We start from the raw sequence: 24,196 nt of genomic DNA on the forward strand, positions 1-24,196 counted from the left end.
ATGAATTACAATTTTTTTGCCCTAATATCAAGAATGAAATACATAGACAGATGGGCACTTATGAGAAATACAAGGCAGGAGAACCTGTGCGAGCATTCAATGGAGGTTGCCATGATCGCGCATGCTCTTTGCACTATTGGAAATGTGAGATATGGCAAGCATCTTGATGCCAATAAAGCTGCACTTATAGGTCTTTACCATGATGCGTCCGAGATCATCACTGGAGATATGCCTACTCCAGTTAAGTACTTCAATTCAGAGCTAAAGCACGCCTACAAGGAGGTTGAGGCTCTTGCAGACAGCAAGCTCCTTGATAAGCTTCCTGACGACATGAGGCCAATTTATGAGGATATTTTTATTCCTGGCGATACTGAGGAAGACAAATATATCAGAAAGCTTGTTAAGGCAGCAGATAAGCTCTCTGCTCTTATTAAGTGTATCAGCGAGGTCAATGTGGGTAATGCAGAGTTCAAGACTGCAAAAGATAGCACTGGTAAATCTATAAGAAAGCTTTATCAGGAGCTCCCTGAAGTTTTAGATTTTGTTAATGAATTCTTATCATCCTATGGAAATACGCTTGATGAGCTGACTTGAGAAAAGTCAGCTCTTTCTTTTTGCCAGAAAATGGCGGTTTGCAGCATTTGATTTTTTTACGTATAAGCATCATAATTAATACGATAGACTGATACGAGATAACGCAGGATTTATAATCAATTATGCTCGAGATGAAGGGAATAATCTGCACATGTCAATGATAGAAGATATCCTTAAAGAGGCAAAAGAAAAAGGTGCATCTGACGTACATGTTACTGTTGGCCTTCCGCCCAAGATGAGGCTAAATGGTAAGCTAATTGCAATGGAAAATTTCCCAAAACTTCTTCCACCTGATACTCTGGCCATCGCAGAAGAAATAATGACAGAGAAACAGCTTGAAAAGCTTGAAGAAAATGGACAGCACGATATGTCTTTTTCTATTCGCGGAGTAGGAAGATACAGACTAAATGTATTCAAGCAAAGAGGGTCTGTGGCTCTGGCCTTTAGAGTTGTTGCTACAGAGATTCCATCTGCGGAGAGTCTTGGAATACCAGATGGAGTAAGTGAACTCTACCTTAAAAAGCGTGGACTTGTGCTGGTCACAGGTCCTACAGGTAGTGGTAAGTCTACAACCCTTGCTTCGATCATAGATAAGATCAACAACAATAGAGAAGCTCATGTTATAACCCTTGAGGATCCTATTGAATTTACCTATCAGCATAGGATGTCTATTGTGAACCAAAGAGAGATCGGCACGGATTCTAATTCCTATGCTAATGCCTTACGGGCGGCTCTTCGTGAGGATCCTGATGTTATCCTGGTTGGAGAGATGAGGGACCTTGAAACTATAAGTACTGCCATCACTGCAGCTGAGACTGGACATTTGGTGCTATCAACTGTGCATACGATTGGAGCCAGCAATACAGTGGACAGACTTATAGATGTTTTTCCTTCCCACCAGCAGCAACAGATAAGAATTCAGCTGGCAAGCGTATTAGAAGCTATTGTGTCGCAGCAGCTTATTCCTGCTAATGACGGCTCTTCAAGAGTTGCTGCCTTTGAAGTCCTACATGTCAATTCTGCGGTGAGAAACCTTATAAGAGAGGGTAAGTCACATCAGCTGCTTACTGTAATGCAGACTAATCGCAAACAGGGAATGATTTCGATGGATGATGCTATTATAGAGCTATACAGAAGCCAAAAGATATCTCGGGAAATGGCAGTTCAATTTGCGCAGGATCCCGATACAATGCAGATGAAGATGTTAAGATAAAAAAGCGCCGTAGCCAATAAGACTACGGCACTTTTTATATATTAAGCTTTTTTCCTGAAGTAGACTCCTTCCTGAAGGATGAGTCCCTTATAAGTAAGGTCCATGAGCTTTGTCATAAGCTGAGGAATTGAGATATCTATGTCTCTGGAATTTAGGCCTTCGATTATGTTAGAGGCAGATACTGGAATGATATCGATAAGATCAAGAATTTCATCATCCAGGGTCTTTTCTGGCTCCTTTTCAGTAAAATTATCGAAAGGATCATTGTAATTTCCGGATGAAGTATTGCTACAATCCTTTGCCTCAATTTCACTTTTCTCTTTTTGGACAGATGCAAAATGGGACAGCCGCTCTAGTACATCACTTACGCTTATGGCAACCCCCGCACCCTGGCTGATCAAAAGATTACAGCCATCGCTTAATCTATCGGTAACTCTGCCAGGAACCGCCAAAACTTCCCGCCCCTGCTCAAGGGCAGTATCCACAGTAATCTGCGTCCCAGACTTTTCCCTGGCCTCTATGACAAGAACAATATCTGCAAGACCGCTGATGATGCGGTTTCTCATGGGAAAGAAATTTGCCTTGGGCTCAGTTCCTGGCGGATATTCTGAGATGACTCCTCCGCTTAAACAGAGCTGCTCATAGATGGGCTTATTTTCGGGAGGGTAGATATAGTCAGCTCCGCAGCCGACAATGCCGTAGGAATTCCCTCCAGCTTCAATGGCTGCCTTTTGGCTTATTCCATCAATTCCACGGGCCATACCACTAATAACCTGAACTCCTGCAAGGGCCAGGCCTCTTCCAAAGGTCCGTGCCATCTGCCTTCCGTAGTCAGAGCAGAGCCTTGCTCCGATAATGGCTACAGAGGGCTTTTCAGGGTCTGGGAGATTTCCCTTTACATAAATCGCAAAGGGAGGATCCGGGATATTTTTAAGCTTTTCTGGAAATCTTTTATCAATCCTTGGAATAAAAGATATTCCTTTGTCCTTGAGCTTTTTTGCTTCAAGCTCAAAATCCCAGCTTCTTTTTGAATTTTCAAGGGACTTTATCCTTGCTGGTGTCAGTATGCCTTTAAACTCTTTGACATCTGCCTCATATATTTCCTTACAGTTCATTCCACTGCACAGAAGCTTATCAATGCTTCTGTTTCCAAGCCCTGGCACGTTAAAAAGCCAGTGGGCGTATTCATTTTCTGTTATCAAATTTGTATTCCTCTTTCTTGTTTATTCTTCGTTCTGATGCCAGTATTTGCCATCTGTCATGCGGTAGCCTACAGCTTCCATCAGGTGTATTTCCTTTATCTCGGGAGAAGCATCTATATCTGCAATTGTCCTTGCTACGCGCAGAATCTTGTGATAGGCCCTGGCACTAAGCTCCATAGAGCAAAAGGCATGCTCTAAAAAGGCCTGCTCTCTAAAGCCAAGCTGACAGTATTTCTTGATGTCAGCGGGGGTCATTTCACTGTTAAAACGGATGCTTGTTCCCTTAAAACGCTCCTTTTGCACCTGCCTTGCTTTTAAGACTCTTTCCCGGATTGTCTTACTGCTTTCATTTACTCTTTTTGTCTTTTCCGTAAGGTCTGAAATATCAACTCTTGGAGCTTCCACGCAGATATCAATCCTATCAAGTATGGGGCCGGAAATATGGCCCAGATACCTTCTGATCTCATTGGGAGTGCATTTGCATCTGTTTCTGTCGGGATAATAGCCGCAGGGACAAGGATTCAGGGCCCCTACTAATTGGAAATCCGATGGATAGGTGAAATTGCCCTTGGCTCTTACTATGTTGACACGTCTGTCCTCAATTGGCTGACGCAAAAGATCTAACTTGGACCTTGGGAATTCCGGCATTTCATCAAGGAAAAGAACTCCTCTGTGTGCCATGGATATGACGCCGGGACGAGGTATGTTGCCACCACCAGTCAGAGCTGTCTCGGTGATAAGGTGATGAGGACTCATGAAAGGCCTCTTAGTGATAAGTGCTTCATTTTCTCCCAGCATCCCCGCTACAGAATAGATTGTGGAAACTTCAAGACTCTCTGACAGCGAGAGAGGAGGCAGGATAGTTGGGATCCTCTTGGCTACCATGCTCTTTCCGGAACCTGGCGGACCTACGATCAGAATATGATGAAAACCTGCCGCGGCTACTTCTACAGCTCTTTTTACAGCGGCCTGACCATTGATATCTGAGAAGTCTACGTCCACATCCTCATATTCACTTTTTCTAAAAAGTTCTCCAATATCAACTCTAGTTGGGGAGATAAGAGAGTCTCTTTCCTTTTCTGAAGCGTTTAGATAGGCCACAGCTTCCGGAAGAGAAGAGATGCCAACGACCTTGATGCCTTCAATGACGGCACCTTCCCTTGCATTGACCTTTGGCAAAAGAACTGTCTTAAAGCCGGCTTCCTTGGCCTTGATAACGATTGGAAGTGTTCCGCTTATATGCTTTACTTCCCCATCAAGTCCAAGTTCGCCCAGAACCAATATATCTTTTAGATTATCTTCGGGGATTTCCCCGAGTGCAGACAATATTCCTATTGCTACAGGAAGATCAACTATGATTCCTTCCTTTTTGATGTCTGCAGGAGATAGGTTAATGGTGACCTTGGAAGCGGGAATCTTAAATCCCATGTTTTTCAAAGCTACCCGGACTCTGTCGCCTGCTTCCTTGACTTCGCCACTCATAAAACCCACCATGCTAAAGCCTGGTAAACCATCTGAAACATCCACTTCAACCTGCAAAAGGTATGAGGAAATGCCATGGACAGCACCAGAAAAAATAGAACTGAACATTATTACCTCTTTCTATTTGGCATAGACAAAATCGACTGGGTAATTATATATAATCCCTCCAGATAAATCTTTGGGATTTTCTTAATGTTTTCTTAAGATTTTATGTATGTCGGTATAACGATAACACTAAGACGCAACAATAATAATAGAACAATATGACTGGCTACTGACAATGTGCACAAATGATCAAAAGCCCGCTACTGGTGCGGTTTTGCGTGCGCACCCGATTGCGCCAAACGTTACCGGTAACGTAACCGAAAACGTTTCCGGCTCAAAAGTCAATGTGCACATTGTATAAAAAGGTAAACAGTTTATCATACAAAATGCTTTATTGACAAAAAAGTGCACAAAGAATACACTTTTTTATAGAGCAACCGATTGCGCTTTGCGCAACCGACAAAATGCTATCAACATACCGTTGATTGGCATATTTAATATTTATGGAGGAAATAAAATGAAAAAGAAATTGGTATCTGTTTTATTAACAGCTGCAATGGGCGCTTCTCTTTTAGCAGGATGTGGCCAGCAGGCAGCAGACACAACACAGACAAGCGAGCCAGCTCAGACAACTGAGACAACTGAAGCAGCTCCTGCTACTGAGACAACTGAGGCAGCTCCAGAAGCTTCTGCAGAAGTTGATCCAGCAGCTTATGATGGCAAGGAAGTTAAGGTTTGGGTTGCTGAGAACGTAGTAGACTTCACAAACGAGCAGATCGAAGCTTTCAAGACTGCATATCCACAGTATGCAGGTGTTAACTTCACAGTAGAGGCAGTTGGTGAAGGTGATGCTGCTGGTAACATGATCACAGACGTTACAGCAGGCGCTGATGTATTCGGATTCGCACAGGATCAGCTTACAAGACTTGTAACAGCTAACGCACTTGAGGAAGTTAACCCAGATTACCTTTCAGCTGTAGAGTCAGCAAACTCAGCTGGTGTTGTTGAGGCTGGTAAGGTTGGCGGAACACTTTATGCTTATCCTATGACAGCTGATAACGGATATTTCCTTTACTATGATAAGAGCGTTGTAACAGATCCTTCTACACTTGAGGGAATCATTGAGCAGTGCGAAGCTGCAGGCAAGAACTTCTACATGGATATGACAGGATGGTATCAGGTAGCATTCTTCTTCGGAACAGGATGCCAGCTTACATATGATACAGACGATCAGGGTAACTTCACAGGATGCAATGTTGACTATGCTTCAGATAAGGGTCTTGTAGCTCTTAAGGAGATGATCGAGGTTGCTTCTTCATCAGCTTACCAGGCTGGTTCTTCAGCAGGCGATGCTGTTAACTATGCAGCAATCATCGATGGAACATGGGATGCAGATACAGTAAAGAGCGTTCTTGGCGACAACTATGCTTGTGCTAAGCTTCCTACATTCACAGGTTCTGATGGAAACACATACCAGCTCAGCGGATTCAACGGATGCAAGCTTCTTGGTGTTAAGCCACAGGAAGACGAAGATAAGCTTCAGATCTGTGATGACCTTGCTTACTACCTTACAAGCGAAGAAGTTCAGCTTGCAAGATTCAACGCAGTTGGCTGGGGCCCTTCAAACTTAAATGCACAGGCTTCAGACGCAGTTAAGGCTAACGAAGCTCTTTCAGCTCTTGCAGAGCAGTTCGCATACACAATTCCTCAGGGCAACTATCCTGGAGATTATTGGACACGTGCTGAGTCCCTTGCAGGCGATGTTAAGGATTCATTCCAGAAGGCTTCTGACGAAGACCTTACAAAGGCTCTTGAAGCATATCAGGCTGACCTTGAGTCTTATGCTAAATAATTTGCTTTAATAAGCGATTGTTTGACTGATCAATGTTCTTCCGGCGGAAATATTTTTTTCGCCGGAAGAATTACTGTATATAAAACATTTGGAGGAAGCTGGTATGGCTAAAACAAAAGATGGCCAGAAAAAGAAAAATGCAGTAGCTAATTTCCTTGGGGTTCTTGGAAACGATATTAAGGATATTGGCGTAACATTTAAGGAGGGGGATTTTAAGACAAGATTATCATTTCTGATCTTTGGATTTGGATCTCTTCTTAGGGGATTGTGGCTGCGCGGCCTTACTCTTCTGGCTGCAGAAGCAGGTCTTTTATATTTCATTATCTCATTTGGATGGCAATATATGTCCAAGATCACAACTCTTGGAACAGTTGCTACAACCAAGCAGGGTAGAAAAACTGTTTATGGAGACAACAGCTTTTTGATCTTGCTGTTTGGTCTTCTGACTATATTTGCGGTTATTGCCTTTATTGCAATTTGGAGAATCAATGTCAGGGTAAATCGCAATGAACAGCTTATTTTAAAGAACGGCAGAACGCTTCCTACAAATGGAGATGATTTCAAGTCACTTTTTGATTCAAACTTTGACAAGACACTTCTTGCTCTTCCTGTAACAGGAATTTTTGTATTTACCGTTTTACCTATTATTTTCATGATCTGTATAGCATTTACTAATTACGATGCTAACCATCAGCCGCCTTCAAATCTCTTTTCCTGGGTTGGACTTGAGAACTTTAAGAATCTGTTTTCTTTCGGAACAGCCGGATTTGGTGGAACTTTCGTAGTAGTACTTGTATGGACTTTGGTTTGGGCATTCTTTGCTACATTTATTGATTATTTCCTTGGAATAGCAGTAGCAATGCTGATCAACAAGAAAGGTATCCGTTTTAAGAAGCTCTGGAGAACAATTCTTGTTATGACAATTGCTGTTCCTCAGTTTGTTTCACTTCTTTATGTTTCAAAGCTCTTTGCAAATGACGGACTTATCAATGGATATCTCCTGAAGTGGGGCGTAATTGACCAGGCTATTCAGTTCTGGGTAAACCCAACACTTGCAAAGATCACGATCATTGTGGTAAACATCTGGATCGGTATTCCTTACATGATGCTTATTGCAACTGGACTTCTTATGAATATTCCTGAAGATCTCTATGAGAGTGCAAGAATAGACGGTGCAACTCCATGGCAGATGTTCGTTAATATTACAATGCCTTACATGCTGTTTGTAACAGGACCTTTCCTTCTTACACAGTACACAGGAAACCTTAATAACTTTAACGTTATATTCCTTCTGACACAGGGCCAGCCCAAGACTGGAAACCTTGTTGGTGGAGCAGGCCGTACAGACCTTCTTATCACCTGGCTTTATAAGATGACCATCAACGACACCAACTATCGTATGGCTGCTGTTATCGGTATCATGGTATTTGTTGTTACAGCGGGTATAAGCCTTGTTGTTTATAACTTATTACCATCAGTTAAGGATGAGGAGGGATTCCAATAATGGCTAAGAATTCAATGGGTTCTATGAAAAGAAAAAGAGCTTTAGGTAACTTCTTTGGTTACATTTTACTTATACTCATAAGCCTTATATGGCTCTTTCCATATTTTGGCTTGCTTATGGCCAGCTTCAGGTCATATGTTCCAGAAGTAGAGTATGGCGGAATGGTAGATTATATTATTCCTCACACATTCTCTTTGGATAACTACAGATTCCTCTTTAATGGGGAAACAAACTATGTGAGATGGTATTGCAACACACTCGTTATTTCTATATTCGTTTCACTTTTTAACACCATCATTGTATTATGCGTAAGCTATGCACTTTCACGTATGAGATTTAAGGGAAGAACATTCCTTATGAGATTCTGGCTCATCCTTGGAATGTTCCCTGGATTCCTTACAATGATCTGTCTGTACTTCCTGTTAAAGCAGATGGGACTTACTCAGGCAGGTGCTGTGCCAGGTCTTATCCTTGTATCTATAGCAAGTTCAGGTATGGGCTACTATGTATGTAAGGGATATTTTGATACAATACCTAAGGCTCTTGATGAGGCAGCCAGAATTGATGGCGCTTCCCGTGCAAGGATTTTCTTTACAATGATCATTCCTATGGCCAAGCCTATCATTATCTACACAGCCCTTGTTGCATTCATGGGACCATGGTGTGATTATGTATTTGCTTCTTATATCGCTTTTGGCCATGATAAGAGCTATAACGTTGCGGTTGCCATGCAGAGATGGATGGTTGTTGGCGACTATCAGGGATACTTCACAAGATTCTGCGCAGGCGGTATTGTGGTTGCAGTTCCTGTAACTATCCTCTTCATGTTCCTTCAGAAATACTACGTTGAGGGCGTAACTGGTGGTGCAGTTAAGGGCTGACGCCTTCCGGAAGCTAAGTGAGAACGAAAGGTATAATATTTATGCCAGACGATAAAATTACAATAGACGATGTGGCCAGGGCGCTTGGCATATCCAAGACTACCGTATCCAGGGCAATTTCTGGTAAGGGCAGGGTTGGATTTGATACCAAGGCCAAGGTCATGGAGTATATAGAAAAACATAATTACAGGCCAAATGTCATGGCAAGAGCACTTGCTCAGCAGAGAACTTTCAATATTGGAGTGGTGTGGCCAGATGACTACAATGCTGTGGATCTTCCTTTTTTTCAGAGATGCATGATAGGCATGAGCGAGATAACATCGAGTTTTGGCTATGATATAGTTGTTTCCCTGATAGCAGGCGGCGATATTTCCGGACTTAGGAGAATCATAGAAAACCATAAGGTTGACGGTGTTATCCTTACAAGGACAATGGTAAACGATGCGCCGGCTGAATATCTGAAGGAGGCAGGCATCCCGTTTGTAGCCATAGGCAAGACTACAGACCCGGATATTATCTCTGTTGACAATGACAATTATGACGCCTGTAAGGAACTTACGTCGATTCTTCTTGCAAAGGGGCTTCGCAAACTTGCGCTTATAGGCGGTTCTACTAACCACTATATTACAAGAACCAGATATGAAGGCTTTGCAGCAGCCTTTGAGGAACTCAAGCTGGATATTGACCAGAATCTTATTTATCTGGATGTTGATAACAACTTAAGAGTTGCTGGAATAATAAAAAGCCTTCTTAAGAAGAATATTGATGGCGTTATCTGTATGGATGACAGCATTGCAGGAGAAGTTATAGCAAGATGCAGAGATGAGCATATAAAGATTCCTGAGGATCTTCGTGTTGCATCTTTTTACAATAGTTCACTTCTTGACAGTACAATTCCTTCTGTGACATCACTGAATTTTAATGACAAGAATCTTGGAGCCGAGGCGGCCAGAACTCTTCTGGCGATAATAGACGGTGAAAATGTACAGAACAAGATGCTTAGAAATTATGAGGTTATATTAAAAGAAAGCACCAAGTAATCAAACAGGGCGATGATAGTAATAGTATTTATCACCGCCCTGAATTATTGAGGAAAATATTATGAAAATTACTAGCAAAACGCAGCTTGGATACGACAATGTAAGTCTTCTTGTGGACGGCAAAAGATGGTTTCCTATGATGGGAGAGATGCACTTTAGCAGATATCCCAAAAAGAACTGGGAAGAGGAATTATGTAAGATGAAGGCTGGAGGAATAGATATAGTTTCACTCTATGTCATTTGGATTCATCATGAGGAAATACAGGGCCAGTTCGATTTTACAGGCGACAGATGCCTTAGGGATTTCCTTGAAACAGTAAAAAGAGTTGGCATGTACAGCATTCTAAGAATTGGACCATGGGCTCACGGCGAAGCCAGAAACGGCGGCTTCCCTGACTGGGTACTTGAGGATGCAAGAAAAAAGGGTTATGAAGTAAGATCCAATGATCCTTTATATCTTTCACATGTAAAGAAATTCTATGAAAAGACCTATGAGCAGGCTAAGGGCTTTTTCATCAAAGACGAGGGCCCTATTATCGGAATCCAGATTGAGAACGAGTATGGCCATTGCGGAGGCTTCTCAGGAGAAAAAGGCGAAGAACACATGCGCACCCTCAAAAAGATGGCCCAGGAAATTGGCTTTGATGCTCCAATTTATACAGCAACAGGCTGGGGCGGAGCAGTGACTGGCGGCATGCTTCCTGTAATGGGTGGCTACTGCGAGGCACCATGGGACCAGAGACTTGGCGAGATCGAGCCTAGTGGCAATTACATCTTTACAAGGGAGAGAAATGACCACAACATCGGTTCTGATCATGGACTGGGAGCCGGCATCACTTTTGATATGGAAAAATTCCCATTCCTTACAGCTGAGCTTGGTGGAGGCCTTCAGGTAACTCACCACAGAAGACCAATTGCTTCGGGCCTTGATACAGCTGCTATGTCCATGGTAAAAATGGCAAGCGGAGCAAATCTTTTGGGATATTACATGTACCATGGCGGAACTAATCCTAAGGGAAAACTTACAACTCTTCAGGAATGCAGAGAAACAGGCTATCCTAATGATCTTCCTGAGTATTCCTATGATTTTAATGCTCCTCTTCGCGAGTATGGACAGATGGAGGATACCTACAGAGAGGTAAGACTTCTTGCTGCTTTTGTTCACGATTTTGGAAATGATCTTTGCGACATGCCTCTTTGCGAGCAGCCTGGAAACCCTCTTAAGCCAGATAATCTTACAGACCTCAGGATTTCTGTGAGATACAAGAAAAAGAAAAACGAAGATGGCAGGGAGTACAATTCTGGTTATTTGTTTGTCAATAACTACCAGAGAAGGTACGAGATGGCGCTTCACAAGGAAAAAGAATTAAAGGCCTATGCTGAGGATGGAAAGACTGTACTTGCAAGTTTCGCTGGCCGTGATGTAGAAGATGGAAACTTTTTCTTTTACCCATTTAACATGGAAGTTGGAAAAAATGCCCTTCTTACTATAGATGCAACTCCTATGTGCGTGATCCATGATATAGACGCTGACCACCACAATGCTTACGTATTCTACACTGATACTGACAGGGGAGTGACCATGGACGTATCAGGTGATCTTGGTGGTGATCAGATAATTGTTTTAAGCAGAGAGGAAGCTCTCCATGGCAGCAAGGCTGTAATCGGCTCTAGAGAACACCTTATTATTTCAAAGGCTGATGCAATAACATGTCCTGATGGCAGTGTTAATCTCTTGTATGAGACTGATGAGAATGCAAAGCTTGTATTCAGGGCCTTCCCTGAACTTTCAGCTGTAAATGACTCTTTTACCTGTAAAAAGAAATCGGATATAGCTGAAGGCTACACTTCGTCAGAGGTTTTTGCTATATATGAGAGCAAAAATGAGTATACAAATGATGCAAGTGTAGAAGTAACTCAGATAAAAGAGCCTGCCTCATATCTTGAAGCACCTGACAGATATGGTAAAAATGACAGAGCTTTTTATGAAGTTAATGTAAAAGGAATCCCTGAGGATTCAAACGAAGTTTATATGCATATAGGCTATGAAGGCGACACTGCTGCTTTGTTGGTAGGTGGAGAAATTGCTACAGACAGCTTCTATACTGGACAGGAGTGGGAGATAGGCCTTAAAAGGTATGCAGATACAGAGTTTAGAGGCGAGATAGTCATGACTCCACTGTATGAGAGTGACAAAGAAAAAATGTACCTGCAGAACTGGCCTGCTATGGAAGAGGGCAAGGCATTAAGATTAAATCAGATACGATTAACTACACAATATACTATCAAAATTTCATAAATTGACTTATAATAGTGGTATCGGAATTATGTTTTCCGATACCACTTTTGAGGTATGAAAATGGCTGACGATATGACTATGACTTATTCTGCGATAGTTCGGGATAAGGACAACAGAAAAATTGTCCGTGTCAAATTTGAGAGAAATGGGACGCAGGGGCCTGAGGTAGCAGAAGGGCTTTTGCCAGATTGCAGGATTGTCAGCCACAATGGCTATTCTGCACAGGAGCTTGCAGGATTGGAGGAGTATTTGCGGGGGAATCTTGATGAAATCATGAGTAAAGCCAAGGTGATCAGTAACCCGCTAAAATGGCTTTAACTTTTCTAGCTGGAGGCTAGCGCATGCAGTATAACTACTACTTTGATATTTGCGCTATTTGTATAATTGTGACTATAGCCGTGACTTCTTTGTCCAGAAGGTCTGTTCCTGCGTACAGACAAAGAGCTTATGGCCTTCTTATTAGTACGGTTTTTATAGCTGCTGTAGCTGAGAGAATTGAAACGATTCTTCAGATGCACCCTGTAGCTGCATGGTGGTATCCTTATGCAGAAATGGCTGCTGGATCTGTCTATTTCTTAGCCCACATGTTTTCTGCAACAACATATTTTTACTATATTCTGGCGGTTCTTGATATCTATATTAATTTTACGGATTTAAAGAGCTTTCTTATCTGCGGATTTGGAATCACAACAGGTTTTATCCTGGTTGTCATAAATCTCTTTTACCCTATTCTGTTTTATTACTCAAGCGATGGAATCTATCATAGAGGAAAACTAATCTGGATATGTTATCTCCTTGCCTTTTACTATGTCCTTGGCGGAGTATTTTTGATGTTGCGCTACAACCATCTGATGAGGATGAAAACTAGGGTTGTCATTTCTTCTTACATTGTATTTGTTTTTATCGGAATAGTTCTTCAGTATTTTTATCCAACTCTTCTTATTGAGAATTTTTGTAATACTATAAGCGCTACACTGGTTTATATAACCCTTCAGAATCCAAGCGAGATGGTTGATGACAGCCTTAATATGCTAAATAGAAAGGCTTTTTTAGAGGGACTTGACTTAAAAGTAAGGAGAAAAAGCAGTCACGCCATCATATTTGTAACAATAGATAACATAAGGGCTCTGAGTTCAGAGATTGGTTATAATCAGTCCCACATGGTCATCAAGATGATTGCCAAGTACCTTAAGTCTGTTGGCTACAAGACAATGAAGCTTCAGAGTTATGCCTACAGGTATGATGAAAACACTTTTGCTGTAACTGTTCAGGCAAATTCTGAAGAAAAAGCAAGGCATCTATTAGCAGTCATAGCCCAAAGGCTTGATGAGCCGTGGAATAGTGGCGGCATGGCTATCAGGATAGAGGGGCATTGCTTTTTGATGCGTTACCCAGAGGATTATATGTCTTACTCAGAGCTTATGAGTAAGCTTGAACTTATATGTGATAACATTGCAGACCGCAAGGAAATAATCGTAGATGTGGACAGCAATGAGTTTAAAGAACTGAAAAAGGCCAGGGATTTCGACGCCATGGCCAGAAACGCTCTTGAAATAAAAACAGCCAGTATCAGATATCAGCCTATGCTGTCCAAAGTCTACAGGATCAATTACTGCGCAGATGTTATCTGTTTTCTTACTGATGAAAATGGCAATGAGATTGATGCCAGGCAGTATATTACGGACAATAAAGTAACTCAGGCTCTCATGGATACAGACGAATATGTATATAGAAGAGCTTGCAGAGCTCTGGCTTTTTGGAATGCGGGAGATAAAAAGGGCAAGTACAGGGCTATAGTAGGCCTTTCTCAGGGCGAAATATCTAAAAATGACTTTGTCAGGAGGATGAAGAAAATCCTGAGAGAAGAAAAGGCAGAAGCATCCTGGATCAGCCTAAAGCTTACAGAAACGACCCTTACCACCATGAATAAGGTTGCAGAGCACAATCTAAGGATCATGGGTGATCTGAACAGCAATATCATAGTGGACAGGTTTGGAAGCGGATATGGCGACCTGGATAGGATATTATCACTTCCTGTATCTCAGGTTAATCTTGATGTAAAAGTTCTCAGAATGGCCAGAGAATCAGAAAAGATGAGACTGGTGGCTGAGGGCATGGTGAATCTTTTCCATGATGTCAGCATATTTGTAGGGGCATCAGGTATTGAAAATGAAGATGATAAGCTAATGGCAGAAGAAATTGGCTGCGACTATCTTATAGGTGATTATATGGGAGCTCCTATGAAGGACAGTTCCTATGTAAAGTTTATTGATGCATACTTTGAGGAAGGCTAAACTTTATGGAAATACTTACTAACCCTCAAACTTATGAGCCTTGTTTTTCCATAGCATCGCTGGTGCTTTTGTTTGTTACCTTTGGCATCCATTTATCTGAGGAAAAACATTTCAATACACAGGGCCGCTTTTTTGGGGCTCTTGTTGTTGATGCAATCTTGCTTAATCTCATGGGATTTTTGCATACACTGTATCTGTATAATGATCATGCGCATCTTGTGATTGGAACTGAACTCAATAATTTTATTGTTCTTACTGAAAAGATAGCAGCGCATCTTATTCCGCTTTTTGCTATCAGATATGTTATGAGTATCTTCCAGATTGAAACGGATAACATCTTAAAGAAAGCACTGCTTATCCTGCCTACAGTTTATTCGATGATTGTATTCATGGTTGGATTTTATACTGGCTTTTATTTTTACTTTACCCAGGAAGGACAGCTCAAGTACATATATCCCCAGGGAGCCACAGTATACCTTGCAACGGACCTGTATTTTATCTTTGCCACATATCTTTTGGTAAAATATACAAGATCTCTTAGTACGGAAAAGTCGTCTGCTCTTTGGATCTTCTATATTCTGATGTTTTTGGCTGTGCCTATAAGGATCTTTACAAAATCAAGCTGCATTTTTGAGTTTAGTGTATCTTTGTCACTTCTCCTGTGCGTATATACTTTCCAAAATCCAAGTGAATTTATTGACAGAACTTCAGGAGCGGCAACCAAGACAGCTCTGAATTTCATAATCAACACAAATCTTTTGCAAAAGAGAGAGTTTACCCTTTTAGGTATTCATATTGATAGATTTTCTGTGGTTATTGGAGAAAAGTCTCCTGAACTTGCTTACGAGCTGTTATCCCAGATTACAGATTATCTAAAGGGGTTTAGCCCTGAAAAAACTGTATTTTTTACAGATAATGAGGACTTTAGCATTATCTTTCTTAACACCATGCCGGATGAAACAGTTATTGTAAAAACTGTGGAACAGCTTCGAAAGCGTTTCAAGGAAGTGTGGAAAGTTGGAAATGAGGAGATGAAATTCTTTGAAACTACGTATGCTATAGCCTTTCCTGATGAAGCTGATTCTATAGAAAGATATAACGAGGTGAGAGGCGTTCTTGGGAAAGTATTATCCAAGCAGAGTAGGGAAATAATCAGGGTTTCTGACTTAAATCTCAAGGTTGTAGAACACGACAAAAAGATTGATAGTATAGTCAAGCATGCCCTTGAAGAGGGAATTTTAGAGGTTTACTATCAGCCTATTTATTCTCCAAGTACTGGCAAGTTTTCTTCCTGCGAAGCCCTTCTTCGTCTGAAAGACCCTCAGCTTGGCTTTATTTCTCCTGCAATATTCATGCCTATTGCAGAGAGAAATGGTACAATCCTTGCCATAGACAGATTTGTTTTGGCAGCAGTATGTGAGATGCTCTCAACTTCAGATGCCAGAAAATATGGACTTGAGTATACAGAGGTCAATCTTTCAGTAGTTGACTGTATCCAGGCTAATCTGGTGGATAATGTAAAGAGCACCCTCAGTAAGTATCAGGTAAAGCCCTCCGAGATAAACTTTGAAGTAACAGAGACTTATGATCAGGGCATTTCAGCCTCCATGGATGAGAATATAGAAAAACTCATGGATATAGGTATCTCTTTTTCCATGGACGATTTTGGAACGGGCTATTCCAACATCGCCAGAATAGCTGCGATGCCTGCTGAGCTCTTTAAACTTGATAAGAGCATTATTCAGTCCGCTTTTGAATCAGAAACTTCATATATGGTCATGATCAATCTGGTCAAGATCATTAAATCTTTGGGAAAAGAAATAGTGGCAGAGGGAGTTGAGACTGGCGAACAGGCAAGACAGCTTATAAAACTAGGCTGTGATCATATACAGGGATTCTTTTATGCAAGACCAATGCCTAAGGATCAGTTCATTCAGTTTCTTAGAGACCACAATGGCTAGAGTATCAGGCACTTTAACAAGGCATTGCAAAGAATTGTGGTGAAGTGTATTATAATCTAGGAAAATTAGAATTATAGGAAGGTAGTATATGGCACTTATAAAGAAACCCGTTACTGGAATGAGAGACATTCTTCCCACAGAAATGCAGCTTAGAGATTACTGCATTGGGATTATCAAAAAGACATATTCAGAATTTGGCTTTACATCTATTGAAACACCTGTAGTTGAGTCTTTGGCTAACTTAAACAGCAAGCAGGGTGGAGAAAATGAGAAGCTTATCTTCAAAGTAATGAAAAGAGGAGAGAAGCTTGACCTTGCCAATGCCAAGGAGGAAAACGATCTTACAGATTCAGGTCTTCGCTATGATCTGACTGTTCCACTTGTTCGTTTCTATGCAAATCACGCAAATGAGCTCCCAGCTCCTTTCAAGGCACTTCAGATGGGAAGTGTATTTAGGGCTGACAGACCACAGAAGGGTAGATATCGTCAGTTTATGCAGTGCGATATTGATATCCTTGGTGAGCCTTCTAACCTTGCAGAGATTGAGCTTATTCTTGCTACAACTACAACTCTTGGAAGACTTGGCTTTAAGGATTTCAAGATCCGTATAAATGACAGGAGAATGCTCAAGGCAATGGCAGCCTACAGCGGATTTTCCGAGGAAGAGTATGACAATGTGTTCATAACTCTTGATAAGATGGACAAGATCGGAATTGATGGTGTAGCAGAAGAGCTTGTTAAGCAGGGCTATCCTCAGGAGAATGTTGATAAGTATCTTGAACTTTTCAAGGAAACAGAGGGCAAAAAGAACCTTGAAGCTATCAAAGTGATTGCTGACAAGATTGGTGATTTCCTGGATGAAGATACCAGAAATAACCTTGATGAGATCATAAGCAGCGTAGATTCTGCCAAGAATGCACAGTTTGAGATGGAGTTTGATCCTACTCTTGTACGTGGAATGAGCTATTACACAGGAACTATTTTTGAAATTGCCATGACTCAGTATGGCGGAAGCTGCGGCGGTGGCGGACGTTATGACAAGATGGTTGGCAAGTTCCTGGGACAGGATACACCTGCCTGCGGTTTCTCTATTGGATTTGAGCGTATCATCATGATCATGATGGATGAAAGCTTCAAGATTCCTGGCGCCAGTGACAATGTTGCTTTTCTTATTGAGAAGGGCATAAAGGGTGAGAGACTTACTGAAATCATCAAAGAGGCCCAGAAAGAGCGTGCAGCTGGTAAGAAGGTTCTGACAGTCCGCATGGCCAAGAATAAGAAATTCCAGAAGCAGCAGCTAGCTGAACAGGGCTATGATGACATCAGAGATTTCTATGACAAACCTCTTAACTAATCTAAATTAGTAATATTTTGAGAGTTTTTGCGTTGCTGTGGGGATTTCTTTTGTGAGATTATAAAAGAAAAACCAGATTGGGGGTAAGCAACATGATAAGAAAAGGTTTCAAAATGAAGTTGTATCCAGGAATGGAAAAGGAGTATGAGAAAAGACACAATGAGCTGTGGCCTGAAATGCAGCAGATGATCCACGAGCACGGTGGCCATAACTATAGTATTTATCTCGATCCTGAGACTTTAGTCCTTTATGGATACATAGAAATAGAAGACGAGGAGCTTTGGGCAAAGAGTGCTGACACTGCTATAAATCGCAAGTGGTGGGATTTTATGGCTGATATCATGGAAACTAATCCAGACAACAGCCCGGTTGCAGTAGATCTGCACCCTGTGTTCCATTTAGACTGAAAATTTTATGAAATGCAATACTGTTATATTTGACCTTGATGGCACGCTTCTTAACACACTGGAAGACCTGATGGATAGCGTTAATTACGCTCTTGACAGATTTGAAATGCCAGAGAGGACACTAGAAGAAATACGACATTTTGTTGGAAACGGAGTAGAGAGACTCATGGAGCTTTCTGTTCCTGGGGGCAAGGAGAATCCTGCATTTGGGGAAGTCTTTTCCTGTTTCAAGGAATATTACCTTGTTCACTGCAATGACAAGACAGGGCCTTATCCACATATCATGGACCTTTTAAAAGAGCTACATGACAGAGGCTACAAGCTTGCTATAGTTTCCAACAAATATATGAACGCGGTAAAAGAGCTCAATGACCTCTACTTTAGTAAATTCATTACTGTAGCAATTGGTGAATCAGCAGGAATACGCAAAAAACCTGCTCCTGACACTGTCATGGAAGCTATGAAGGAACTTGGCGCCAGAAAAGAGGACTGCATATATGTAGGAGACTCTGAGGTAGACCACATGACAGCTGTAAATAGCGGGCTTAGATGCATATCCTGCCTCTGGGGCTTTAGGACCAAGGAAGAACTTTTAGCAGCGGGAGCTGAGAAGAACATATTTGTAACTGATCCTATGCAGATACTTGATGTATTACAGGAGGAAGAAACTTGAACGTTCATTTAGTAAGGCTGATAGTGCTTGTGGTATTAGTGCTTCTTTCAGCTTTTTTCTCTTCTGCAGAAACGGCCTTTATGACCGTAAACAGAGTCAAGATAAAGGCTCTGGCAGATGAGGGTAGTAAAAGAGCTAAACAGGTGCTGAAGATTTGCGATGATACCCAGAAGATGCTATCAGCGATCCTAATTGGAAACAATATTGTTAATTTGAGCGCATCAGCTCTCATGACTATTTTTGTCACGGATCTTTGGGGAAGCTTTGCTGTAGGAATTGGTACAGGAGTCCTTACTCTTGTGGTCCTTATAGTAGGCGAGATATTGCCCAAAACTGTGGCTACAGCTTATGCGGAGAATATGTCGCTCTGGTATTGCAAGATAGTTTTTTTTGTCATTGCGATTACCACTCCTGTCAGCTTTATAGTAAACGGGATAGCCTCAGGAATCCTGAAAATCCTTGGAATTGACGTACAGAATAGGCAGGCTATGACAGAAAATGAGCTTAAGACCTATGTTGATGTAAGTCACGAGGACGGTGTTATTGAGACTGGAGAAAAAGAAATCATTTACAATGTCTTTGATTTCTCTGATGCAGTAGCCAAGGATATCATGATCCCAAGGATCGACATGAGCTGCGTAAGTTCGGAAGCGGACTACAACGAAGTCATGAAGGTCTTCAAGGAGGATATGTACACCCGAATTCCTGTGTACGAGGGAAATGAACAGGATAATATCATTGGTCTTATAAATGTAAAAGACATGATCCTTTTGCAGGATAAGGACAATTTCAAGGTTACAGATAATCTTAGAAAAGCTTATTATACCTATGAATACAAAAAGACTGCAGATCTTCTGATGGAGATGCGTGAAAAGTCTCAAAATGTAGCTTTTGTTTTGTCAGAATATGGAACCTGCGTAGGTATGATCACTTTAGAGGATCTTTTGGAGGAAATTGTTGGTGAGATCAGAGATGAGTATGACTCAGATGAGGCTCAGCTTATCAAGGATCTTGGCGGAGGAAGATATCTTGTTGAGGGCAACATGAAGCTTGATGATATAAATGATGCCCTGGGAACAGAACTTGACTCTGAGGATTACGATTCTATCGGTGGTCTTATGATCGAGAATCTTGACAGGCTTCCAGGTTACGGAGAAACTGTTAATCTTGATAACGGAATAACCCTTACTGCAAGGGCCATCAAGAGGAACAGGATTACGAAAGTGCTTATGTCTGTCGCACCCAAAGCTATAGCCGATACAGATGCAGAAACAAAAGAATAAAACTCTTTATAAATTTAAGGAAATATGTTATAGTAAATTGATGAAAAACTCGAAAAATGGTTTGTTACCAGATTTTCAAGTAGGAGGCAATTATGAAACATGTTAAGTCATTAGTTACAAGAAATCTTAAGGAATCAATGAAGAAGGGCGGATGCGGCGAGTGCCAGACATCATGCCAGTCTGCTTGCAAGACTTCCTGCACAGTAGGAAATCAGAGCTGCGAACAGCTTAGCAAGTAATTATCAGTAACCGGTTACAGATATTCCGGGAAGAGCATCATAGTTTATCCCGGACACATGATTTAGTCATGGCGGGCAGCGACTTTGTCGCTGCCTAACTTTATGTAACTGTACAAAAGTTTTTAGGTTTTAGAAATAGGAGTTTTTATGATTCACGCTTATAAGAACAACGGCTATAACATTGTTCTGGACGTAAACAGTGGTTCAGTTCATGTTGTGGATGACGTTGTTTTTGACCTCATTGAGGTTGTAGAGAACAAACTGCAGGAGAAATATGGAACTGCTGCAGCTGCTGAGGATAATAACGGAGTAGAGGAGGCTGAGCTTAACTGGCTCCTTGAGGAAGTTAAGACAGTTTCAGATATCAATGAGAAATATTCTCAGGATGAACTAAGAGAAGCTTTAGAGGAGATATTAGAGCTTCGAGCATCAGAAGTTCTTTATACTGATGATGTATATGAGAATTATGTAGATGAATTTCAGAATCGTGACACTGTAGTTAAGGCTCTTTGCCTTAATATCGCCCACGATTGTAATCTTAGATGTAAGTACTGCTTTGCTGATGAGGGTGAGTACCACGGCAGAAGAGCACTTATGACAGAAGAGGTTGGTAAGGCTGCTCTTGACTTCCTTGTGAAGAATTCAGGAAACAGACGTAATCTTGAGGTAGACTTCTTTGGCGGCGAACCACTTATGAACTGGGAAGTTGTCAAGAAGATCGTAGAATACGGCAGATCCATTGAGAAGGAAGCTGGCAAGAACTTCAGATTTACAATTACAACAAACGGAACTCTTCTTAATGATGAGATCCTTGATTATGTTAACAAAGAGATGGGCAACATAGTTCTTTCTATAGATGGACGTAAGGAAGTCAACGACTTCATGCGCCCTAGAAAGGGAGGACAGGGTTGCTACGACGATACTGTTCCTAAGTTTAAAAAGGTTGCAGAGAGTCGTCACCAGCTCAGATACTTTGTAAGAGGCACATTTACTCACAATAACCTTGATTTTTCTGAGGATGTCAAGCATCTTGCAGATCTTGGATTCAAGCAAATTTCTGTAGAACCAGTTGTAGCCAAGCCTGAAGACTGGTATGCTCTTAAGGATGAGGATATTCCAAAGCTTTGCGAAGAGTATGACAAGCTTGCCAAGTTCTATATCGAGAGACACAAGGAAGGAAGAGGCTTTAATTTCTTCCACTTCAACATTGATCTTGAGGGTGGCCCTTGTGTAGCTAAGAGGCTTTCAGGATGTGGTTCAGGATGCGAGTATCTTGGAGTAACACCTTGGGGTGACCTCTATCCTTGCCATCAGTTTGTTGGTAATGAAGATTTCATTATGGGTAATGTTTACGATGGAATTACTCGCAATGACATCAGAGAAATGTTCAAGAAGAGCAACGTATATTCTCGCCCTGAGTGTGAGAAGTGCTTTGCCAGATATTATTGTAGTGGCGGTTGTGCAGCTAATGCATACAACTTTAATGGGGATATCAATACGACATATAAGCACGGCTGTGAGCTTCAGAGAAAGCGCATAGAATGTGCCATTATGATAAAAGCGGCTTTAGCCGAAGAAGAAGGTTAACGGAGGATTTTTAGTATGAAACGCTTAAAATCAGTATTCGCTCTGATCCTGATGCTGGCGCTCCTTGGGGGTCTTGGGTATTCAGCAGTTGTAGGACTTGGCGAAGACAAATCAGGTTCACTTGAGAGTATTCCTCTTGGACTTGATCTTGCTGGTGGTGTCAGCATCACTTACGAAGTTGTTGGGGAAGAGAACCCTGATAAGGAAGACATGGCAGATACTATCTACAAACTTCAGCAGAGAGTAGATCAGTACAGCACAGAGTCACTTGTATATCAGGAAGGCTCTAACAGAATTAACATTGAGATCCCTGGTGTATCAGATGCCAATGCTATATTGGAAGAGCTTGGACAGCCTGGTAACCTTTACTTTATTGCTCAGACAGATTCTGAGGGTAACGCAAACTATGAGATGAAGCTCGATTCAGTATATGGTCTTTTCTATACATACGAGCTTAACAAGACAATTGAAGAGCTTCAGGCTGATGGCTCTATTGTTCTTACAGGTTCAGACGTTGAGTCAGCACAGGCTGTATATCAGCAGGATTCCTATGGCGGAAACGAGCCTGTAGTATCTCTTACATTTACAGAAGATGGAGCCAAGGCTTTTGCAGATGCAACAACCAAGGCATTTGCTAACAACGAGAGCATTGGTATCTACTATGATGGAAGATTTATCAGCGTTCCTACAGTTCAGGCAGCTATCACAGATGGCAAGGCTGTTATCACAGGAATGTCAGATTATGAAGATGCTTCACAGCTTGCTTCTAATATCCGTATCGGTGGACTTAAGCTTCAGCTTAACGAACTTCGTTCTAACGTAGTTGGTGCTCAGCTTGGTTCAGATGCCATCAGAACTTCACTTATTGCAGCAGCTGTTGGATTTGGTCTTATTGCATTGTTCATGATCGTCTTCTTCAGAATACTTGGTCTTTCAGCAACACTTGCACTTGCATTCTACTCAGGACTTATGGTATTCATGCTGTCAGCATTTGACCAGACACTTACACTTCCTGGTATTGCAGGTATCATCCTTTCAATCGGTATGGCGGTTGATGCTAACGTTCTTGTGTTCTCTCGTATCAAGGAAGAGATTGCAGGTGGCAAGGATGTTGATGCAGCTAGAAAGGCTGGTTATCACAAGGCACTTTCATCAATCATTGATGGTAACGTTACAACATTTATTGTTGCGTTCTGGCTCTTCATTTTAGGAACAGGTTCAATCAAGGGATTTGCTATTACTCTTATGTTTGGTATTGTTCTTTCAATGTTCACAGCCCTTGTTATTACAAGATTGATCACATCTATCTTCTATGGAATCGGCCTTACACATCCTGCTCTTTATGGCAAGGCTAAGGCTGCTCCTAAGTTTGATTTTGTTGGAAAGAGAAAGGTATTCTACGGAGTATCATGCGCTATCGTAGTTGCAGGACTTATAGCTATGGGCGTTAACAGCGCACAGGGCAAGGGAGCTTTCAACTACTCACTTGATTTCGTTGGTGGTACATCAACAACAGTTACATTTGATGAAGCCAAGGAACTTGCAGATCTTGAGAAAACAGTTGCAGCAGATATTAAAAAGGCTGCTGGCATCAACCAGATCTCAATTCAGACAGTTACTGGAACAAATCAGGTTATCTTCAAGACATCAACTCTTACAGTTGCTCAGAGAGAGGCTGTTGAGGATGTACTTGTTAACAATTACGGCGTATCTGCTGACAACATTGCAGCTGAGACAATCAGCTCAGTTATCAGTAGCGAGATGAGAGTAGATGCTATCATCGCTCTTTTAGTATCACTTGTATGCATGCTGATCTACATCTGGATCAGATTCAAGGATATCAAGTTCGGTACAGCTGCTATCATTGCTCTTGCACATGATGCACTTATCGTTATCGTATCCTATGCGTTTACAAGATTTGCTGTTGGTAATACCTTCATCGCTGTAGTTCTTACAATCATCGGTTACTCTATCAACGATACAATCGTTACCTTCGACCGTATCCGTGAGAACCTTGCTAATGCAAACAGCAAGAAGGAATATGCAGAACTTGTTAATGGCAGTGTAGGACAGACAGTAACACGAAGCTTGTTCACATCAGCTACAACATTCTTTACAGTATGTGCACTTTACGTATTTGGTGTTGCTGATATCAAGGCATTTGCCCTTCCTCTTATGGTTGGTGTAATCTGCGGTACATATTCATCTATCTTCATTGCATCACCAATGTGGTATGATCTTAAGACAAAGTTCAGCACATTCTTTGCTAAGAAGGCTTGATGAGAA

General features: G+C 41.6%; 19 protein-coding genes. 17 read left to right on the forward strand and 2 right to left on the reverse strand.

The genetic code is table 11. The annotated features are described in order from the left end of the window. Together yfbR and BLO53_RS04870 are read left to right on the forward strand one after the other, a co-directional pair. Entirely contained in the window at positions 1–594 is a 594-nt protein-coding gene (yfbR, locus tag BLO53_RS04865; protein ID WP_092059370.1) for a 5'-deoxynucleotidase, read from the forward strand. 151 nt (positions 595–745) lie between these two features. After that, complete coding sequence (locus BLO53_RS04870) at positions 746–1,807, forward strand: type IV pilus twitching motility protein PilT (RefSeq protein ID WP_026489606.1); 1,062 nt, start codon at positions 746–748, stop codon at positions 1,805–1,807. Positions 1,808–1,848: 41 nt separating this feature from the next. Here BLO53_RS04870 and dprA read toward each other — a convergent pair whose 3' ends face one another. Both dprA and BLO53_RS04880 read right to left on the reverse strand, forming a co-directional pair. Beyond that, on the reverse strand, positions 1,849–3,009 hold the full coding sequence (dprA, locus tag BLO53_RS04875; protein ID WP_092059371.1) for a DNA-processing protein DprA: 1,161 nt from the start codon (positions 3,007–3,009) through the stop codon (positions 1,849–1,851). Between the two features lie 21 nt (positions 3,010–3,030). Continuing rightward, positions 3,031–4,599, reverse strand: coding sequence for a YifB family Mg chelatase-like AAA ATPase (locus BLO53_RS04880; RefSeq protein WP_092059372.1), 1,569 nt, complete (start codon positions 4,597–4,599; stop codon positions 3,031–3,033). A 454-nt stretch (positions 4,600–5,053) separates the two neighbouring features. On the opposite strand from BLO53_RS04880, the gene BLO53_RS04885 reads away from it, so the two are divergent. The 15 genes from BLO53_RS04885 (at position 5,054) to secD (ending at position 24,190) form a co-directional block, all read left to right on the forward strand. Then, positions 5,054–6,388 (forward strand): extracellular solute-binding protein, encoded by a 1,335-nt coding sequence (locus BLO53_RS04885; protein WP_092059373.1) that lies wholly within the window; start codon positions 5,054–5,056, stop codon positions 6,386–6,388. A gap of 103 nt (positions 6,389–6,491) precedes the next feature. Next, positions 6,492–7,892, forward strand: a complete 1,401-nt coding sequence (locus BLO53_RS04890; protein WP_092059374.1) for a carbohydrate ABC transporter permease — start codon at positions 6,492–6,494, stop codon at positions 7,890–7,892. After that, entirely contained in the window at positions 7,892–8,773 is an 882-nt protein-coding gene (locus BLO53_RS04895) for a sugar ABC transporter permease (RefSeq protein WP_092059375.1), read from the forward strand. The genes BLO53_RS04890 and BLO53_RS04895 overlap by 1 nt, the downstream gene beginning before the upstream one ends. Positions 8,774–8,814: 41 nt before the next feature. Beyond that, entirely contained in the window at positions 8,815–9,813 is a 999-nt protein-coding gene (locus BLO53_RS04900; protein ID WP_092059376.1) for a LacI family DNA-binding transcriptional regulator, read from the forward strand. Positions 9,814–9,874: 61 nt separating this feature from the next. Then, on the forward strand, positions 9,875–12,112 hold the full coding sequence (locus BLO53_RS04905) for a beta-galactosidase (RefSeq protein ID WP_242875305.1): 2,238 nt from the start codon (positions 9,875–9,877) through the stop codon (positions 12,110–12,112). Positions 12,113–12,172: 60 nt separating this feature from the next. Further along, on the forward strand, positions 12,173–12,430 hold the full coding sequence (locus BLO53_RS04910; RefSeq protein ID WP_051197182.1) for a hypothetical protein: 258 nt from the start codon (positions 12,173–12,175) through the stop codon (positions 12,428–12,430). A gap of 23 nt (positions 12,431–12,453) precedes the next feature. Then, positions 12,454–14,406 (forward strand): EAL domain-containing protein, encoded by a 1,953-nt coding sequence (locus BLO53_RS04915; RefSeq protein ID WP_092059378.1) that lies wholly within the window; start codon positions 12,454–12,456, stop codon positions 14,404–14,406. A gap of 5 nt (positions 14,407–14,411) precedes the next feature. Further along, the gene (locus BLO53_RS04920; RefSeq protein ID WP_092059379.1) at positions 14,412–16,367 is read left to right on the forward strand and encodes an EAL domain-containing protein; all 1,956 of its coding nucleotides are present in this window, start codon (positions 14,412–14,414) and stop codon (positions 16,365–16,367) included. Positions 16,368–16,455: 88 nt separating this feature from the next. Further along, the gene (gene hisS / locus BLO53_RS04925; RefSeq protein WP_092059380.1) at positions 16,456–17,721 is read left to right on the forward strand and encodes a histidine--tRNA ligase; all 1,266 of its coding nucleotides are present in this window, start codon (positions 16,456–16,458) and stop codon (positions 17,719–17,721) included. A 92-nt stretch (positions 17,722–17,813) separates the two neighbouring features. Further along, on the forward strand, positions 17,814–18,128 hold the full coding sequence (rhaM, locus tag BLO53_RS04930) for an L-rhamnose mutarotase (protein ID WP_026489596.1): 315 nt from the start codon (positions 17,814–17,816) through the stop codon (positions 18,126–18,128). A 7-nt stretch (positions 18,129–18,135) separates the two neighbouring features. Further along, positions 18,136–18,801, forward strand: coding sequence for an HAD family hydrolase (locus tag BLO53_RS04935; protein ID WP_092059381.1), 666 nt, complete (start codon positions 18,136–18,138; stop codon positions 18,799–18,801). Further along, positions 18,798–20,084 (forward strand): HlyC/CorC family transporter, encoded by a 1,287-nt coding sequence (locus BLO53_RS04940; RefSeq protein ID WP_092059382.1) that lies wholly within the window; start codon positions 18,798–18,800, stop codon positions 20,082–20,084. Before BLO53_RS04935 ends, BLO53_RS04940 begins: the two co-directional genes overlap by 4 nt. 92 nt (positions 20,085–20,176) lie before the next feature. Then, positions 20,177–20,323, forward strand: coding sequence for a six-cysteine ranthipeptide SCIFF (scfA, locus tag BLO53_RS04945; RefSeq protein ID WP_013281386.1), 147 nt, complete (start codon positions 20,177–20,179; stop codon positions 20,321–20,323). Between the two features lie 147 nt (positions 20,324–20,470). After that, entirely contained in the window at positions 20,471–21,910 is a 1,440-nt protein-coding gene (gene scfB / locus BLO53_RS04950; RefSeq protein WP_092059383.1) for a thioether cross-link-forming SCIFF peptide maturase, read from the forward strand. Positions 21,911–21,925: 15 nt separating this feature from the next. Next, positions 21,926–24,190 (forward strand): protein translocase subunit SecD, encoded by a 2,265-nt coding sequence (gene secD, locus BLO53_RS04955; protein ID WP_092059384.1) that lies wholly within the window; start codon positions 21,926–21,928, stop codon positions 24,188–24,190. The last annotated feature ends 6 nt before the right edge of the window (positions 24,191–24,196 follow it).

Origin of the sequence: Butyrivibrio sp. INlla14 (assembly GCF_900102515.1) — a bacterium.
In the GTDB taxonomy this organism is placed as follows: Bacteria; Bacillota; Clostridia; order Lachnospirales; family Lachnospiraceae; genus Butyrivibrio.

Bases quoted from the DNA above. Each gene is read 5' to 3' on its own strand.
- BLO53_RS04935 (WP_092059381.1), top strand. From the start codon at position 18,136: ATGAAATGCAATACTGTTATATTTGACCTTGATGGCACGCTTCTTAAC.
- BLO53_RS04915 (WP_092059378.1), top strand. From the start codon at position 12,454: ATGCAGTATAACTACTACTTTGATATTTGCGCTATTTGTATAATTGTG.
- hisS (WP_092059380.1), top strand. From the start codon at position 16,456: ATGGCACTTATAAAGAAACCCGTTACTGGAATGAGAGACATTCTTCCC.
- BLO53_RS04880 (WP_092059372.1), bottom strand. From the start codon at position 4,599: ATGTTCAGTTCTATTTTTTCTGGTGCTGTCCATGGCATTTCCTCATAC.
- BLO53_RS04895 (WP_092059375.1), top strand. From the start codon at position 7,892: ATGGCTAAGAATTCAATGGGTTCTATGAAAAGAAAAAGAGCTTTAGGT.
- BLO53_RS04900 (WP_092059376.1), top strand. From the start codon at position 8,815: ATGCCAGACGATAAAATTACAATAGACGATGTGGCCAGGGCGCTTGGC.
- BLO53_RS04885 (WP_092059373.1), top strand. From the start codon at position 5,054: ATGAAAAAGAAATTGGTATCTGTTTTATTAACAGCTGCAATGGGCGCT.
- secD (WP_092059384.1), top strand. From the start codon at position 21,926: ATGAAACGCTTAAAATCAGTATTCGCTCTGATCCTGATGCTGGCGCTC.
- BLO53_RS04905 (WP_242875305.1), top strand. From the start codon at position 9,875: ATGAAAATTACTAGCAAAACGCAGCTTGGATACGACAATGTAAGTCTT.
- yfbR (WP_092059370.1), top strand. From the start codon at position 1: ATGAATTACAATTTTTTTGCCCTAATATCAAGAATGAAATACATAGAC.
- BLO53_RS04890 (WP_092059374.1), top strand. From the start codon at position 6,492: ATGGCTAAAACAAAAGATGGCCAGAAAAAGAAAAATGCAGTAGCTAAT.
- rhaM (WP_026489596.1), top strand. From the start codon at position 17,814: ATGATAAGAAAAGGTTTCAAAATGAAGTTGTATCCAGGAATGGAAAAG.
- BLO53_RS04910 (WP_051197182.1), top strand. From the start codon at position 12,173: ATGGCTGACGATATGACTATGACTTATTCTGCGATAGTTCGGGATAAG.
- scfA (WP_013281386.1), top strand. From the start codon at position 20,177: ATGAAACATGTTAAGTCATTAGTTACAAGAAATCTTAAGGAATCAATG.
- BLO53_RS04920 (WP_092059379.1), top strand. From the start codon at position 14,412: ATGGAAATACTTACTAACCCTCAAACTTATGAGCCTTGTTTTTCCATA.
- scfB (WP_092059383.1), top strand. From the start codon at position 20,471: ATGATTCACGCTTATAAGAACAACGGCTATAACATTGTTCTGGACGTA.
- BLO53_RS04870 (WP_026489606.1), top strand. From the start codon at position 746: ATGTCAATGATAGAAGATATCCTTAAAGAGGCAAAAGAAAAAGGTGCA.